This window comes from Vibrio sp. 1151_11, from assembly GCF_029478525.1.
GTDB classification, from domain to species: domain Bacteria; phylum Pseudomonadota; class Gammaproteobacteria; order Enterobacterales; family Vibrionaceae; genus Vibrio; species Vibrio anguillarum.
The window spans coordinates 218,536-233,594 of the sequence record NZ_SHMN01000002.1 but is presented as its reverse complement, the minus strand read 5'-3'; the positions used below and the strand labels follow the sequence as shown (position 1 = coordinate 233,594).

Below are 15,059 nucleotides of genomic sequence, written 5' to 3'. Positions count from 1 at the left end.
CTTGGCTATGCGTATAATACTACCCTTGTCAAAGGATGCCGTACGCATCCTTTTTTATCAGCTAAATTTTGTTAGCTAAACTTCGGTTTATCCGTATTCATTACAAACACATAAGGTCGCAAATGTTTAAGTCTGTAGCCCCCGTCATTGCCATTGCCTTACTGTCAGGTTGCACTCTAACCAATGGTGAACAATACCACCAAGCTACCCTCGCAGCGATTCAAACTGCCGAATCAAACCTCAGCAACACAATGACCAACCTTGAGCTTCAGCTAAGTAACCAGAATGATTACATTGAAAGCCTTGAAAACCAAATATCAAAGCTCGATCAAAAACTGACCAAACTTAAGCAGACCACGACCAATAACCAACAAAAACGTGTAGAAGCAACCAGTAATGATGATGTGATAATTCCAGTCGCTACAACCTCTATTCAAAAATCACGCTATGACGTTATTTTAGGTGAAGTTGAAAAGGTAACGATTGATTCGATCAAACAAACATTTGACGCGCGTGTTGACACAGGAGCCGCGACTTCTTCGCTTAATGCCATTGATATTGAAGAATTTGAGCGTAACGGAAAGAACTGGGTGCGTTTCCACCTTTCCGATGGTGAGAAAGCAACAGATGAAACGAACTGGATAGAATCCCCTATTATTCGCTACGTTAAAATTCGCCAATCGACCAATGAAGAAATGGAACGCAGAGCCGTTGTTGAGCTGTGGGTAAAATTAGGCAGTATTCACGAAAAAGCACAGTTCACCTTGGCTGATCGCTCTCAAATGAGCCATCCTATCCTTCTAGGCCGCGAGTTTATTCGTGATATCGCCCTAGTCGATGTCAGTCGCAAATACATCCACACCGAAACCAAATAACAGCAAGGATATTTATGACGTCACGAGTTCCATTTTATCTATCAGTCTTGTTACTGATAGCGGCTGGCATTACATTGAGTGTAGTTCGCCACCAAACTTATGGGGTGCCATGGACACCCGGGGAAACTCGCCAAATTTGGGATATTGAAGCACGTGTTGAATTCAATGCGTTAGGCAAAGAAGCCAAAGTCTCTTTAGCTGCGCCTCATACTCAAGATGGATATACTTTGATCAATGAATCGTCATCATCACCAGGTTATGGCGTAGCTTACGTTACTACTGACACGGGCAAACGTGTTGAGTGGTCAATCCGCAAAGCAACTGGCCCACAAACGATTTACTACAAAAGCCAATTTTTAGTCGATCCTCAAGCGAAAGCGGACCCTATCCCCCCGATGGGTGATGTGGTTAAGCCAACCTTTGATGGCCCAGAAGAAGCAGCGGCTATCGCATTAATTGAACGAGCGAATCAACGCTCGGCGGATAACATCACTTTTACCCGCGAACTGATTAAAAACCTCAATGACGCCGATAGCCAAAACGCCTCTTTGCTGCTTAATAAAATGAGCAAAGTGGACGCCACACAAAAACTGCTGTCATACTCTCAAATTCCCAATAAAGTCGTTGGTGTTATTCAGCTCGAAGATGGTCGCCGCCGTCAAACGATTCAACACATGAACGAAATATGGAATGGCGATCAGTGGGTACTTTTTAACCCTGAAACGGGTACGCAGCCCAACCACCCTAACCTACTGGTTTGGGATGAATCCAACGTTTCACTGCTGGATGTCACGGGTGGGCAAAACAGCCAAGTTCACTTCACTATGCTGTCTCAAGATGTTTCACCTCAAACAGCAACCAATAATAAAATTGAGGCCGACAAACTCTTAAACTTCTCTATTCACAGTTTGCCGCTTGAAGAGCAAGCGATGTTCAAGACCATCATGTTGATTCCTATCGGCGCATTAATTGTGGTGTTCTTGCGGGTGATTATTGGGCTAAAGACCTCAGGTACTTTCATGCCGGTACTGATCGCCGTGGCGTTTGTTCAAACTCAATTACTGACGGGTATCGTGGGCTTTCTGCTTATCGTCGGAACAGGTTTGATCATTCGTAGCTATTTATCGAAATTGAACCTGCTACTGGTAGCACGGATATCGGCGGTCATCATTGCGGTAATACTCATCATCTCTGTCTTTACCGTCGTTGCCTTTAAGATCGGGCTGACCGAAGGGTTATCCATTACCTTCTTCCCGATGATCATTCTCTCTTGGACCATCGAACGTATGTCGATTCTGTGGGAAGAAGAAGGAGCAAAAGAGGTGATTTTACAAGGTGGCGGCTCGCTCTTTACTTCCATCTTAATCTACTTAGCAATGACTAACTCTTATGTCCAACACCTAACCTTTAATTTTATTGGCTTACAGCTGATCGTATTGGCTGCCATTCTGCTATTGGGAACCTATACGGGCTACCGTTTAACTGAACTTCGCCGCTTTAAACCGTTAGCCGAGGAGTAAAGATGTTTTCATTATCCGAATACACTTCTCCATTTAAGCTACGCCGTAAAGGCATTATGGGCATGAACAAGCGTAACCATAGCTACATTGGTCGCTATAACGATCGCTCAAAATACCCATTGGTTGATGATAAGTTACAAACCAAATTGATTGCGCAACGTGCGGGTTGTACTGTGCCAAAACTGATTGGTGTGATCAGTAATCAAGCGGATGTGAAGTCGATCCATGCCATGGTTAAAGAGTGGCCAGGCTTTGTGATAAAGCCTGCGCGCGGAAGCGGTGGTAAAGGCATTTTAGTGATTATGTCGCACAAGGATGGTGTGTACACTAAACCTTCTGGTGCGACCATCAACCAGCAAGATGTTGAGCGCCATATTAGTAATGCCTTGGCAGGACTATTTTCGCTAGGCGGTAAAAATGATGTGGCTGTGGTTGAAAACCTGATTAAGTTCGACGATTGTTTCGAAGGCTTTAGCTATGAAGGTGTGCCTGATGTACGCATTATTGTCTTCAAGGGCTACCCCGTCATGGCGATGATGCGCCTTTCGACTTCGGCTTCTGATGGTAAAGCCAACTTACACCAAGGCGCTGTTGGTGTAGGTCTTGATATTGCCACAGGAAAAGCCGTACGAGCCGTGCAGTTTAATTTACCCATCACTGAGCACCCAGATACCGGCAAAGATCTCTCAACGTTGCAAGTACCACATTGGAAAAAGCTACTCACCTTAGCCTCTAGTGCTTGGGAAATGACCGGCCTTGGTTATATGGGAACCGACATGGTGTTGGATAAAGAAGAAGGACCAATGGTACTTGAACTGAACGCTCGCCCAGGGCTTGCTATCCAGATAGCGAATGGCGCAGGGCTGCTGCCACGTTTGCAGCATATCGAAAGTTTAGGATCGCAACTTATCTACCCTAGCCCAGAAGAACGCGTGGCTTATGCCGCTAAGCAATTCGGCTCTGGTGAGTTAAGCGAGTAACTCTCACCAAATTTAATCACTAAAAAGCCCAATCTCTATCAGGAGTATTGGGCTTTTTTATTAGCGATGGAGGCGATGCTTACAGCATTTCGGCCATCTGCTGTGCTTCTGATTTTGGTTTTTCAGTTTGACCAAAACCTCGCAGACCGACCACATGAACGTGTTCGTGATCTTTAAACACTTTGCGCACTAATTTATAGGTCGTGCCTTTCTCAGGGCTAATGTTCTCTGGCGCAGCAATCAAGAGTTGCATGTCCAGACGCTCACACAGTTCAAACAAGGTTGAGATGGATTTGGCATCCAAACGCGCCGCTTCATCTAAAAACAGTAAACGGCATGGAACGATGTCTTTACTGCGTAGACGACGAGATTCCTCTTCCCAACTTTGAATTACCATCAATAAAATAGACTGCCCAGTACCAATCGCTTCACCAGTCGATAACGCGCCCGATTCCGCTTGCAACCAGCCATCGGATCCGCGATTTACTTCAACACTCAACTCTAAGTAGTTACGGTAATCCAATAGCTCTTCACCCAATACTTGCGGTGAACGTTGCCCCATATCGATATGTGGGTTAACACGCTGGAACAATTTCGCCATCGCTTCGGAGAAGGTATAACGAGTGCTCTCAAACAGATCTTTATGCTGACTCTGTTTTTCAGATAATCCCGCGAGTAGGATTTCATGGCTCTCGCGTACTTTCACGTTAAGGCGAACGCCTTTCACCTGACCAAAGTTAATGTTAGACAAACCTTGGTTGAGCATCCGAATACGATTTTGCTCACGTTGAATGGTTTTTTTGATGATGCTGGCCACCGATTCAGAGCTGATCGCTAAACGGTTTTCACGTTGAGTCAACTCTTCAGTTAAACGCGCAAGCTCCACTTCCATCTCTTCAATCGCTTCAACAGGATCATCAGTGCGAATGATGTCTTGGCGAATACGCTCACGCAGATGTTGATACACGGCGATGTAGAACAAAACTTTGCGTTCTGGATGTGCGTTATCTTCCGACAAACGCAGTGCATCGCGCAGGTCGTCATTGTTTGCGACGGCTAAACGCAGCGCGCCCAACGATTTATCCGACATGGAACGCAGTTCATCGGCCGATAGATACGCCAGCTCACGTTTATGCAAGCGGCGCTCAACATCGTGATCACGCGCCAAACGTAATACAGAGCACCACCCTGCTTTTGCATTCACCACAAATGTGCGCAGATCTTGATAATCTTTCTGCACCTTTTTCAACCGTTTAACTAATGCTTTCATTTCAAGATCAGTTGCGGTCAGTGTACGTTCATACTCGCTCTTACGGGTACGTGAGGCATGCAGACGCTGTTGCAATTCATCACGACGACGTTCAGCACGCTCTTGCGCACCTTCATCGGCATGCACACCAAACTCTTGTAGCTCCTGCTTGAACTCTTGAACCGTTTCCAACTTAGCTTGATGCGAGCTTTTTAAGGCCGCTAACACTTGGTTATATTGGTTCATTTGGCTTTGAGCCTGTTTGAGCTCATCACGAGTACGGGTACGGGCGCTTTCTGCCTCAACCAATTTGTTTTTGAGCTGCTCACTTAGCTCGCTACTTTTACTGAGCAGAGCAACCGAATCGGAATAGCTAAAATAGTGGCGGCGTTCAATCACGTCTGAGAGTGCAAAGATCTGCACTTTCAATGTCTGAAGAGCCTGATCCGCTTGCTGATATTGTGCAGTGAGTGCATCAAATTGCTGCGGGTCAACCTCAAGCGCTGAAGCAAGCTGCTCTAACTCCGCGATGGCTTTACCGTGCGAGCTTAAAAACGCTTTCGCTTCCGCCAATTGATTAATGTTCAGCTCAGCTTCATCGAAACGTGCTTGCAATGCCTCATCTTCAATGAGCAACATGTTAGGAGCCAGCTTATCGAGCATCGTTAACGCGTGTTTGCTTAGCTGTAACTGGTTGCGTTGCTGCTGTTCTTTTGCATCCAATTCAGCCAATACACGGACCAGTTGATTGCGTTGCTCACGTGCAGCTTGCAACGCTTGTTCTGGATCGGCTTCAAAAGCAACTTGGATGTGTGAAGCAACAAATTGGTTAAAGCTGTGGTATAGACGTTGCAGTTTTTGTGAATCAAACGCCGCTTTCGAGTGCTCTTCCACCACTTCTTCGCGCTCGTTACGCAGTAACTCTAAACGTTGTTCACGCGCGGCGCGGCCAAAGAGTGGGATCTCAGGTAAACGAGAATAACGCATTTGGCGGTTATTGAGCTGAACACATACCGCTCCTTCCAATTCGTCAGCATTGAACGAGCTATCATCAAAGGCATCGACATCCCCTTCAATGATGTACAGATCTTCTGGGCAGTCATCAAGCTCGACCAGCTTCTCTTTGATGCCAGATAAATCCGAAACCACAATCGCATGGCGAGCCGGGCCGTACATGGCACTGAAATAAGGTGCATCGTCAATCGTGATGTCATCGTAAATTTCAGACAGTAAAACGCCGCCTAAGCTATCCGCTAATCCTTTCAAGCGAGGATCATTTGAACCACCAGGAGACGCCAAGCGCTCGATTTCGTTTTCAAGCTGCGCGCGACGTTCTGCCAGCTTATCTTTAGCGATTGATTGTGCTTTTTCTTGCTCAAGCACTTGTTGCATCTGCGCCATCACAGCTTGGCTATTTTCTAATGTTGCACCACTTTGTTCGCGTAAAGTATGCAATGCATCGTTGGCAGCAATCCAAGTAGGAGCGATCGATTCCAGTCGTTGAATTTCAGCCTGTTTATCTTGCTCGGTACGGCGCTGCTCACTGCGCTGTTCACGCAGCACTTCTTGTTCATATTCCAGCGATTCAATCAGAGCGGCATGGCGCTCGCGCTCTTGCTCTAGTGTTAGCTCATCGTGCAAGTCAATATGGTGTTGCTTTTGGTATTCAACCACGGACTGACGCGCCACTTGCTGCTGATTTAAGCGGCGTTCCAGATCTCGCTGCTGTGCATACCACTGTGCTTCATTTTGGCTAATTTGCTGGGCGTTACGCGCTTGCTGCATGATGGCTTTTGCATGCTGAGACGCATCGTGACGAGGCACTTCACCCACCACACTGCGCACCAGTTTCAGTGCCTGCTCAAACTGTTCGACCGCGGCCGAAGACATGTCCAATTTATGCTTTAACGCTAATAAGGTGGTGGTGTTAGCGTCTTGCTGATGCTTGAGATCAGAAACCTGCGCTTGGGCACGCTCTGGTGTTAACTGATCATCATTTAGCAATTGTTTGGCTTTATCGAGCGCCTGTACGGCTTGTTGATATTGCAAGGCTCTCGTTTGTTGAACATCTAATGCTTGTTGGTAATCGGCCAATTGACTCTTTAAGCTATCGACCTCATCTTCAGAGATAATCGCTTGCTCTTCAGCCATCATGACGCGCTCTTGCGCCTCTTCCACCACCATCATCTGCTCTTCAAGGCGAATAGTGAGCTCTTGCAAATCCTCTTGATAGCGTTCAATTTTCTCTTGCTGACGCAGTGCGTTTTGCACCAGTTGCAAGTGATCAGAAGCGGCTTGGTAATCTTGCTCTAAGGTAGATTCTTGCTCTAACAGCAGCTCAAGCTCTTCTTGAACTTGATTGAGTAATCGATTTTGCTCAATCAATGTATGGCGAGAGCCGAATAACTCGTTACGCAACGCGAGCGTTTGCTCTAGCTTATTGTGGCGATCGTTGGCGTGGCGCATGTAATCAGCGGCCACGTAATTTGTCGATTCGGTAATCAGGTGCTTGAAGAGATCGCGATCCGCTTGCGTGGTTTTGATCGCTTCTAACGTCATGCGGTTTTCACGTAACGCCGATTCCATATCTTGGAATGCTTTCTTCACACCACCATTTTGTGGCAACAGATAATCACGCAACGAGCGAGTAATGGCACTGGAAATACCGCCGTATAAAGAAGCCTCAATCAAGCGATAGAATTTTGAACGGTCACTACTGTTACGCAGTTTTTTCGGCACCACGCCAAATTCAAACATCTGCGCGTGATAATCGACAATGGAGCTAAACGCTTTAAAATGCGCCCCTTCAATTTTCGCGACAATCTCTTTCACTTCATTGAGTTGACGCACGCGCGCGTGGTTGTCTGAGACGTTTTCAATCAGCACATCGGTTGGTTTAACATGGCTTGGCAAGCCTTGAATCACAAACGGTTTGATATCCACTTTTTTATCGCGCCCCGCCACCTGTTGTAGCTTAACGCCAAACAGTAAACGCTGTTTGCGTGAATTCACTACATCCAACGCGGCGTAACATGCGCCCGCTTGCAGTTTACCGTATAAGCCTTTATCGCGAGACGCTTGTGAGCTGCCCGCTTCGGTGGTGTTTCTAAAATGGAGCAAACTTTGATCTGGGATCAAGGTGGTGATGAATGCCGCCATGGTGGTTGATTTGCCCGCACCGTTACCGCCTGACAAGGTGGTAACTAATCCATCAATATCAAAAGTACGAGCAAAAAAGCCGTTCCAATTGATCATGGTTAGCGATTGATATTTACCTCTCTCAATCATGCTTCACCTTCCCATTCTGTTTGCTCGTTAACATTTTGTTCTTCAATCTCGTCTTCGTTATCCAGCAAGCTGCCTTGATTCGGTTCTTGGGCGTGGACAACCGCTTCACCATCGCGGATCAAACGCAGTTGCGCTTCACGCATGTCGTCACCAATGCGCACATCGGCACCAAAACGAAATACGGCTTCGCTAATGCGGAATTTATTGGTATCACCTAAATGGATGATCATCCCCAAACGACGTAAACGACGCAGTGAGGTACGCACTTTTTCAAACAGCTTTTCTTTATCTAAGTCTGAACCGCTGGCTCGGTTGGTGACGAGCTTCATCAGTTTTTTTTCATCGGCCAGAGACAGTAGCTCTTCGTACAATTCTTGATTAGTAAAGATGCCTTCGTGCGCAAGGCGTTCAGGACTCAAATAAAGAAAACAGAGCACTTTGCCGACCAGCATATCCAACTCAGACAGCACGCTACGATTGATTAAAGCAGTAGAACGAGGACGCAGGTAAAAAAAGCCTTCCGGCGCTTTGACTAATTCGGTGTTATAGCGTTGGTAAAACAGCGCTAAATCGGGCTCAAAATCCAATAAAAAGGTGTGATTATCCAAATCATCACTAGAAACATGACGCCCAGCTCGAAGCTGGCTATCTAGAGCAGGAAATAAAGGATTTGAAATCGCTTTAGCCAGATTTTCTGGCATGTATTCATTAATATCTGTCGATGACATTTGCTTGTACCTTTGCACCAAAATCGTTGATCGCTTGCCAGTCAGGTTGGATGGCTTGGTAATCTTGCTCTGAGTAGCCAAGCCTCACCGCTTGATCAACAATAATTCGCGCTAAATCAAAATGATGTGTATGGGGATGAGTGGCGAGGTAGTCTCTCAGTACTCGTCCTAAATCAATTGGCATCCCTTGATCTTTATGACCTTTGAGCATGCTGCCGATACGCAAGGAGAGCTCATCATTGACTTGCTGGAACTCTTCGTACTCCACTTCTGGAGGCACTTGCCCCATCACCTCATCATCTCTTAAGACGAGAGCTTCATCACGAAGGTCGGTTAAACGCTCAGCATCGGCATAAGTGAGATACCAAGGCGCGTCAAAATAGTCGCTCAGTGATTGACGTAAACGCTGGCTAAACGCTCGGTTTTGGTCCATATCAATGGCGGTACGAATGAATTTATGGACATGTCGGTCGTAGCCAATCCAGAGATCGATCGCTTGTTGTCCCCAACTGGTGATGCGATCAAGTTTCATCTGTAATCCAAACAGGATTTCTTCAATAAATTCGAGTTCAGCTTCGCCATAAACCAATTCTTGGATATCCAAAATTTGCGTTTGCAGCTCATCCCCCGCCGCTTGTAAAGTGTCTTGCAGTTCACGCAGCGTTGAAGAGGTTTCAGACAATAACGATTCACAGTTGTTGATCGCTTCACGCCAATCTTTATTCAGCAACTCTGCGATTTGCAGTTTGACCGATTGCTGCTGCTCGTCCATCACACGTTGGTTTAAATCGATACGATCAAAAATTTCCCCTACCGAGTATTTTAATACGCCGTAGACGTTCTTTTTCCAATGCCCTGAGGTACCACCTTTATTCGCGGCTTCAATCGCCTTTGCCATTTCATCGGCGACCATAGAAAGCTGAATTGAGAGCTTCAGCTTGGAAAACTCTCTATGGCGGACGTAGTAGTCCGTAATACCAATAGCCAACGGTGATAAACGGTAAATGCTAACGCCATCAGTCATCTCGCTGGTGAAGCGGCTCATTAAGCGCTGTTTTACCAACTCATTGATCGCATTATTGGCACGAAACGCGGAGGCTTCACCGGTTTCTTCAAATAAGCGAGTTACGATGGCAAACGCATCGTGTAACTCACCTTCACCTAATTCTTCATCAAACCTTTCGTTACTCAATACTGCGATGGCAATAAGGAACGCCAGTCGTTCTGTCGTCAGGTTCAATGAGAAATCATGCTGCTTTACCCAGCTAACCAATTCATCAATAGGTTGCTGTGCAGCGTTCTGAGTCATCTCACTCATTGTTATTCCTGCTCTATTTTCTTTTTCGCCCATACATGAATGTATCGACCTAGCGAGAGGTACGGCTCTTGTCTACATAATTGTTGTTCGAGTGCCAGTACATCTTCATATTGGTAGTCACCCATATTTTTCACATTCCCAATATAGTCACTGAATGATCGGATGCCCGATTTTCCACAAATCTCAAATCCTGATTCTTCGATCCATTGATACACTTCTTCAGGTTTTAGCCCTTGCTGAGGCTGGAGCTTAAACCGCTTGCGATGCGGCATACCCTCCAATACATGGGGAATGTTGCCACAGACAACATTTTTGTACACCAAGCCATGATGGTTATAGAACATGATTGATGCCATACCACCTGGCCTAACTTGAGCTAACAAATTCTGCAATGCGGGTTTTGGCTCGGCTAACCATTCCATCACCGCGTGAAACAACAACACATCCACTGGCGCACTAAGGTGCGATTGGATGGATTGCACGGGGGAATGTACCAACCGATACTGCTCAAGCAGACCATTTTTGCGGATCTCTTGTTCCGCAAGTTGAAGCATTTCAGAGGATAAATCACACAGCGTGATTTGGTGTCCAAGCTTGGCTATTTTTTGTGACATTTGTGCCAAACCGCCGCCCGCATCAAGCACTTGCAAAGGTTTTGGGTGGTTGCTCAACAAAGCGAGCAGTTGCTCAAGATCTTGCCAAACAATGACTTGACGAATTTCACCTTTGTCAGAGCCGTATATGTTTTTTGCAAATTTGTGGGCAATATCGTCGAAATTCCGGTCTTCAGTCACAGTGGCTTGAGTTATGATAGCGAATCGTGCTGCTATTCTGTCATAGGAATGGCAGGAATAAAGGGGCTTTGTTCCTTTTTATTATCAAGTGGTGTTTTTTCGGACTATTTTGTATATGTTTGAGCTGAAAAAAGTTGTTTCCTCATTATTAATGCCTCTTCCGGCGATGCTAATCCTCGGTTTTGTCGGATTAATGCTCATAATGTTCACCGTCAGACGTAAGACTGGCTGTATGTTTGTCCTCTTCTCTTTAGTGGGGATATTTCTTATCTCTTTCCAACCCTTTGCAACGCGCATGTTAATGCCTTTGGAAAGACAATACTCGGCTTTTCTCCCCGTTGATGGCACCATCGATTATGTGATGGTTTTAGGTAGCGGCCACGTAGTGGATGACCAAATCCCGCCGACCTCGGAACTCAGCCGCACTGCGTTGGTACGCTTAAACGAAGGCATACGTGTCATGCGTATGTACCCCGGCTCAAAGTTGATTTTATCAGGCTACTCTGGCGGGTCGGAATTTAGCCATGCGCGCATGCTAGCCGTGGTGGCACTCGCGCTTGGAGTGAATAAATCCGATATTATTTTGCTAGAAACAGCTAAAGATACTTGGGAAGAAGCACGACAAGCCGCCGCCTTTGTTCAACAGCGTAGGCTGGTTTTGGTAACGTCAGCCAGTCATATGGAAAGAGCGTTAAAAGAGTTTAATTCTGCAGGTATTGACCCAATACCTGCGCCAACCAATTTCTTAGCGCAAACGAATATTGAGCAACCTTGGGAAAAATACGCTCCTCGAGCGCGTTATTTAGAACAAACTGAGCGTTACTGGTATGAAACGTTAGGGCTGCTGTGGCAAGACTTACGTGATTGGGCCTCCGGGCATGGCGATACAGAGTTGGACATCAATAGCAATTAGCAATTGTATTCAACCCAAAACGGAGCCACTTATGTGCTCCGTTTTTCTTGATAATCGCGGCTACAAAAAATCATGGGAATAAAAAGGTACGGCCCAACGCCAATTTTACACACGCGACCACTCAGCTAATCACCAGCGAACATATAACCTTCACCGTGCACAGTCACAAAGATTTGCGGATTCTTGGGATCAAACTCCATCTTCGCCCTCATGCGTCGAATCAGTACATCAATCGTTCGATCGTTAGGTGCATCCACACGATGGCTGATCATATTTAAAATACGTTCACGGCTAAGGACTTGATTCGGATATGACGACAAGGCAACTAATAGCTCATATTCCGCTTTGGTCAGTTTTACGGGCTCACCATTACGGCTCAGCGCTCGGCGCTGGATATCAAAGGTCCACTCGCTAAAGCGCACTAAATTCGTATTGTGAGATACACCGCTCTCTTCGTTCAGTTTGTTTTTTGCGGTCGAGATCCGCCACAGCAAGTTTTTCACTCTCACCAGCAACTCGCGCAATTCAAAAGGTTTCGTTACGTAATCATCGGCCCCCATTTCAAGACCAACAATCTTATCAATGCTATCCGTGCGCCCTGTCACTAATATGATGCCAATATCAGATTGGCTGCGTAGCTCACGCGTTAACATTAAACCATCTTCACCGGGTAAATTAATGTCTAGCATAATCAGATCTATCGCGCTGTTTTTCAAAGCATCTCTCATCTGAGTACCGCTTTCCGCTTGCGTTACCATATAACCTTCGCTTTGAAAGTATCCAGCTAGCTTGCTGCGAGTGACTGCATCATCTTCAACTACTAATACGTGATAGCTCATTTACACCACTTTACTCTATAGAAATGTTCAAACCTCGGCTCGAGATTCTGTACAAAGCCATTCTATTCATAAATAGTCATAATTCTAGTCGTATCACTTTTAAAATTAAGAAAGATGAGAGTTTATTGATTCAAAACAACCTTCCAGACATCCATTAACTTAATGAAAAAATCACTCATATTTTTTCATTTTCTTAGCGACTGCTATTCATTTTTATTAGTTACACTTAGATCAATTACTTTTTAAAAACGATTGTCGCAAAACCACCCCTTGGAGAGCCAATACCATGCAAGACATCAAAGCTTTTAATGAACAGCGTGCCGAGATTTATTGGTGGCTTTCGAGCTTATTTGTGAAAGAACTTTCGGAGCATGAATTAGAGCAATACTATACGCCCGCTATTCGCACATTTCTTTCAGGATTAGCAGAAAACGTGACACTTAAACCTGCCATTGATAAATTAGTTGATGCACTGAACCGATTGCAAGACAAAGAAGACGCACAGCTTGAGCTCGCAGCCGATTTCTGTGATCTTTTTTTAAAATCCAATAAGGAGTCCGCGCTACCCTATGCCTCAATTTACATTGGAAAATCAGGGTTGCTCAATGACGAACCAGCCAGAGCAATGTCGGATTTGATGGCAGCCCATCACATTGCAGTCAACGATACACTCAACGAACCCGCCGACCACATTGCGATTGAACTGGATTTCTTAGGTAACTTGATCATTCGCTCCAATGAGCTTGAACAAGAGACACACCTTGAACAAGCCTTTACACAGCAGTGTGATTTTATTGAACAACATTTGCTCTCTTGGATCCCACAATTCCATCTTCGCTGCCAACAAATTGATCAATTTGGTTTTTACGGTGCCGCAAGCGAATTGTTGGTCGCGTTTCTTCACTTAGACCGCGACTATTTATCAAACTAATGAGATAACCTAGTTAATACCTATTACTAAATCGGTCAATTGTGACTGTTGACCGATTTATTCGGTGGATTTTTCGTTGCTTGATGGACATTTGCGGACTAGAATCTTGACCGCAAACGATAAAAAATGAATTTAAGATGCAACCGCTGATTAGAGGCGGTTTTTGTGTTTTTACTACTTTTAGGCTTCAATATAACACCGATAGGCCTAATACCGCTGAATTGCTCTTCGTGACTATCACTTTCAGCAGTTATCGACAGGACAGAGAATTTATGGCTACGATTAAAGACGTTGCACGCTTAGCTGGCGTATCAACCACCACGGTATCGCATGTAATCAATAAAACTCGCTTTGTGGCTGAAGCAACCCAAGAACGAGTGATGGAAGCGGTATCAGAGCTTAACTATGCACCAAGTGCAGTCGCTCGCAGCTTAAAATGCAACACCACCCGTACCATTGGTATGTTAGTGACCCAATCGACAAACTTATTTTTTTCTGAGGTTATCGATGGTGTTGAAAGCTACTGCTACCGCCAAGGCTACACACTTATTTTGTGCAATACCGGCGGTATTTACGAGAAGCAACGCGACTACATCCGCATGCTAGCGGAAAAACGTGTCGATGGTATGTTGGTCATGTGCTCGGACCTCACCCAAGAACTGCTTGAGATGCTTGATCGTCATTCAGACATTCCGAAAGTTATCATGGACTGGGGCCCTGAAAGTTCTCAAGCCGATAAAATTATTGATAACTCAGAGGAAGGCGGATATCTCGCGACCAAATACCTTATTGATCATGGACATACTGACATTGCTTGCTTAAGTGGACACTTCGAAAAAGCGGCGTGCCAAGAGCGAATTCAAGGGTTTAAGCGTGCGCTTGCCGAAGCAGGCCTTAAAGCGCATGACGATTGGATTTTAGAAGGTAATTTCGAATGTGATACGGCGGTTCTCGCCGCCGACAAGATCGCCGCCATGGACAAGCGCCCAACGGCTGTTTTTTGCTTTAACGATACAATGGCTCTCGGTTTAATGAGTCGCTTGCAACAAAAAGGCATCCGTATTCCTGATGACATGTCTGTTATTGGTTATGACAATATTGAACTTGCTGAATATTTCTCGCCACCGTTAACCACGGTTCACCAGCCAAAACGACGAGTAGGGAAAAACGCCTTTGAAATCCTATTGGAACGCATTAAAGACAAAGAGCATGAACGTCGTGTGTTTGAGATGCATCCCGAGATTGTTGAACGCAACACAGTAAAAAACATAACGAAATAGTGTCATTATTTAAAGCAAGCGACAAATGTCAATTTTAGGGATTTTCCTATATTCGAGACAGAACGCCGTATTAAATAATAGTAAATTTGGAATGAGCATCACGCAAATAATAAATAAACGTGATGCTCATCCAAAAATTTATATATTCTTACTATTAGAAGTCACGCACAGGGCAAACCATTTGAAAAGATGGGACGCAAAGCCTCCGGCCTAAACCGACTATTCGGTAGGTAGCGGGGTTGCCGATGGCAAATATGCAAACGTTAAGTTTACCCCTTACTGACACTCTTTCTGCATAAGTTTGCTAATCTCTCGGACCTGATTTTGGTGGCGTTTTTCCCATA

Annotated in this window: 11 protein-coding genes and 1 riboswitch; of the genes, 6 read left to right on the top strand and 5 right to left on the bottom strand. The window is 45.4% G+C overall.

Annotated elements, in window-relative coordinates:
- Nucleotides 1-122 precede the first annotated feature (122 nt).
- Genes EXZ60_RS02900 through EXZ60_RS02890 form a run of 3 tightly spaced genes read left to right on the top strand, consistent with a single transcriptional unit; the run spans nucleotide 123 to nucleotide 3,375 of the window.
- The gene (locus EXZ60_RS02900) at nucleotides 123-875 is read left to right on the top strand and encodes an ATP-dependent zinc protease (RefSeq protein ID WP_129532439.1); all 753 of its coding nucleotides are present in this window, start codon (nucleotides 123-125) and stop codon (nucleotides 873-875) included.
- A gap of 14 nt (nucleotides 876-889) precedes the next feature.
- A complete protein-coding gene (locus tag EXZ60_RS02895) occupies nucleotides 890-2,395 on the top strand; it encodes an inactive transglutaminase family protein (protein ID WP_013857063.1) in 1,506 nt (501 codons plus the stop codon).
- 2 nt (nucleotides 2,396-2,397) lie between these two features.
- The gene (locus EXZ60_RS02890; RefSeq protein WP_019282191.1) at nucleotides 2,398-3,375 is read left to right on the top strand and encodes an alpha-L-glutamate ligase-like protein; all 978 of its coding nucleotides are present in this window, start codon (nucleotides 2,398-2,400) and stop codon (nucleotides 3,373-3,375) included.
- A 79-nt stretch (nucleotides 3,376-3,454) separates the two neighbouring features.
- Here EXZ60_RS02890 and mukB read toward each other — a convergent pair whose 3' ends face one another.
- From mukB to cmoM, 4 genes are read right to left on the bottom strand one after another with little or no spacing between them, the layout of a single operon-like run.
- The gene (gene mukB, locus EXZ60_RS02885; protein ID WP_277435254.1) at nucleotides 3,455-7,912 is read right to left on the bottom strand and encodes a chromosome partition protein MukB; all 4,458 of its coding nucleotides are present in this window, start codon (nucleotides 7,910-7,912) and stop codon (nucleotides 3,455-3,457) included.
- Nucleotides 7,909-8,640 carry a chromosome partition protein MukE gene (gene mukE, locus EXZ60_RS02880; protein ID WP_017044662.1) on the bottom strand — a complete coding sequence of 244 codons (732 nt, stop codon included), beginning with the start codon at nucleotides 8,638-8,640 and terminating at the stop codon, nucleotides 7,909-7,911. The genes mukB and mukE overlap by 4 nt, the downstream gene beginning before the upstream one ends.
- Nucleotides 8,621-9,958, bottom strand: a complete 1,338-nt coding sequence (gene mukF, locus EXZ60_RS02875) for a chromosome partition protein MukF (protein WP_194662791.1) — start codon at nucleotides 9,956-9,958, stop codon at nucleotides 8,621-8,623. The genes mukE and mukF overlap by 20 nt, the downstream gene beginning before the upstream one ends.
- Before the next feature lie 2 nt (nucleotides 9,959-9,960).
- Nucleotides 9,961-10,752: a tRNA uridine 5-oxyacetic acid(34) methyltransferase CmoM gene (gene cmoM / locus EXZ60_RS02870; RefSeq protein ID WP_010319458.1), complete on the bottom strand. Its 792-nt coding sequence runs from the start codon at nucleotides 10,750-10,752 to the stop codon at nucleotides 9,961-9,963.
- Nucleotides 10,753-10,840: 88 nt separating this feature from the next.
- Here cmoM and elyC point away from each other — a divergent pair, with 88 nt between their 5' ends.
- Nucleotides 10,841-11,665: an envelope biogenesis factor ElyC gene (gene elyC, locus EXZ60_RS02865; protein WP_096036300.1), complete on the top strand. Its 825-nt coding sequence runs from the start codon at nucleotides 10,841-10,843 to the stop codon at nucleotides 11,663-11,665.
- Nucleotides 11,666-11,790: 125 nt separating this feature from the next.
- Here elyC and torR read toward each other — a convergent pair whose 3' ends face one another.
- Nucleotides 11,791-12,504, bottom strand: a complete 714-nt coding sequence (gene torR, locus EXZ60_RS02860; protein ID WP_017044659.1) for a two-component system response regulator TorR — start codon at nucleotides 12,502-12,504, stop codon at nucleotides 11,791-11,793.
- A 286-nt stretch (nucleotides 12,505-12,790) separates the two neighbouring features.
- Between torR and torD the strand changes: the two genes are divergently transcribed.
- Nucleotides 12,791-13,435: a molecular chaperone TorD gene (gene torD, locus EXZ60_RS02855; RefSeq protein ID WP_064625014.1), complete on the top strand. Its 645-nt coding sequence runs from the start codon at nucleotides 12,791-12,793 to the stop codon at nucleotides 13,433-13,435.
- Nucleotides 13,436-13,707: 272 nt separating this feature from the next.
- Nucleotides 13,708-14,715 carry an HTH-type transcriptional repressor PurR gene (gene purR, locus EXZ60_RS02850; protein WP_010319453.1) on the top strand — a complete coding sequence of 336 codons (1,008 nt, stop codon included), beginning with the start codon at nucleotides 13,708-13,710 and terminating at the stop codon, nucleotides 14,713-14,715.
- Nucleotides 14,716-14,876: 161 nt separating this feature from the next.
- A riboswitch (cyclic di-GMP riboswitch) is annotated at nucleotides 14,877-14,962 on the top strand.
- The last annotated feature ends 97 nt before the right edge of the window (nucleotides 14,963-15,059 follow it).

Excerpts from the sequence above, each read along its gene's own strand:
- mukB (WP_277435254.1), bottom strand. The coding sequence starts at position 7,912 with ATGATTGAGAGAGGTAAATATCAATCGCTAACCATGATCAATTGGAAC.
- mukE (WP_017044662.1), bottom strand. The coding sequence starts at position 8,640 with ATGTCATCGACAGATATTAATGAATACATGCCAGAAAATCTGGCTAAA.
- torR (WP_017044659.1), bottom strand. The coding sequence starts at position 12,504 with ATGAGCTATCACGTATTAGTAGTTGAAGATGATGCAGTCACTCGCAGC.
- torD (WP_064625014.1), top strand. The coding sequence starts at position 12,791 with ATGCAAGACATCAAAGCTTTTAATGAACAGCGTGCCGAGATTTATTGG.
- EXZ60_RS02895 (WP_013857063.1), top strand. The coding sequence starts at position 890 with ATGACGTCACGAGTTCCATTTTATCTATCAGTCTTGTTACTGATAGCG.
- EXZ60_RS02890 (WP_019282191.1), top strand. The coding sequence starts at position 2,398 with ATGTTTTCATTATCCGAATACACTTCTCCATTTAAGCTACGCCGTAAA.
- EXZ60_RS02900 (WP_129532439.1), top strand. The coding sequence starts at position 123 with ATGTTTAAGTCTGTAGCCCCCGTCATTGCCATTGCCTTACTGTCAGGT.
- purR (WP_010319453.1), top strand. The coding sequence starts at position 13,708 with ATGGCTACGATTAAAGACGTTGCACGCTTAGCTGGCGTATCAACCACC.
- mukF (WP_194662791.1), bottom strand. The coding sequence starts at position 9,958 with ATGAGTGAGATGACTCAGAACGCTGCACAGCAACCTATTGATGAATTG.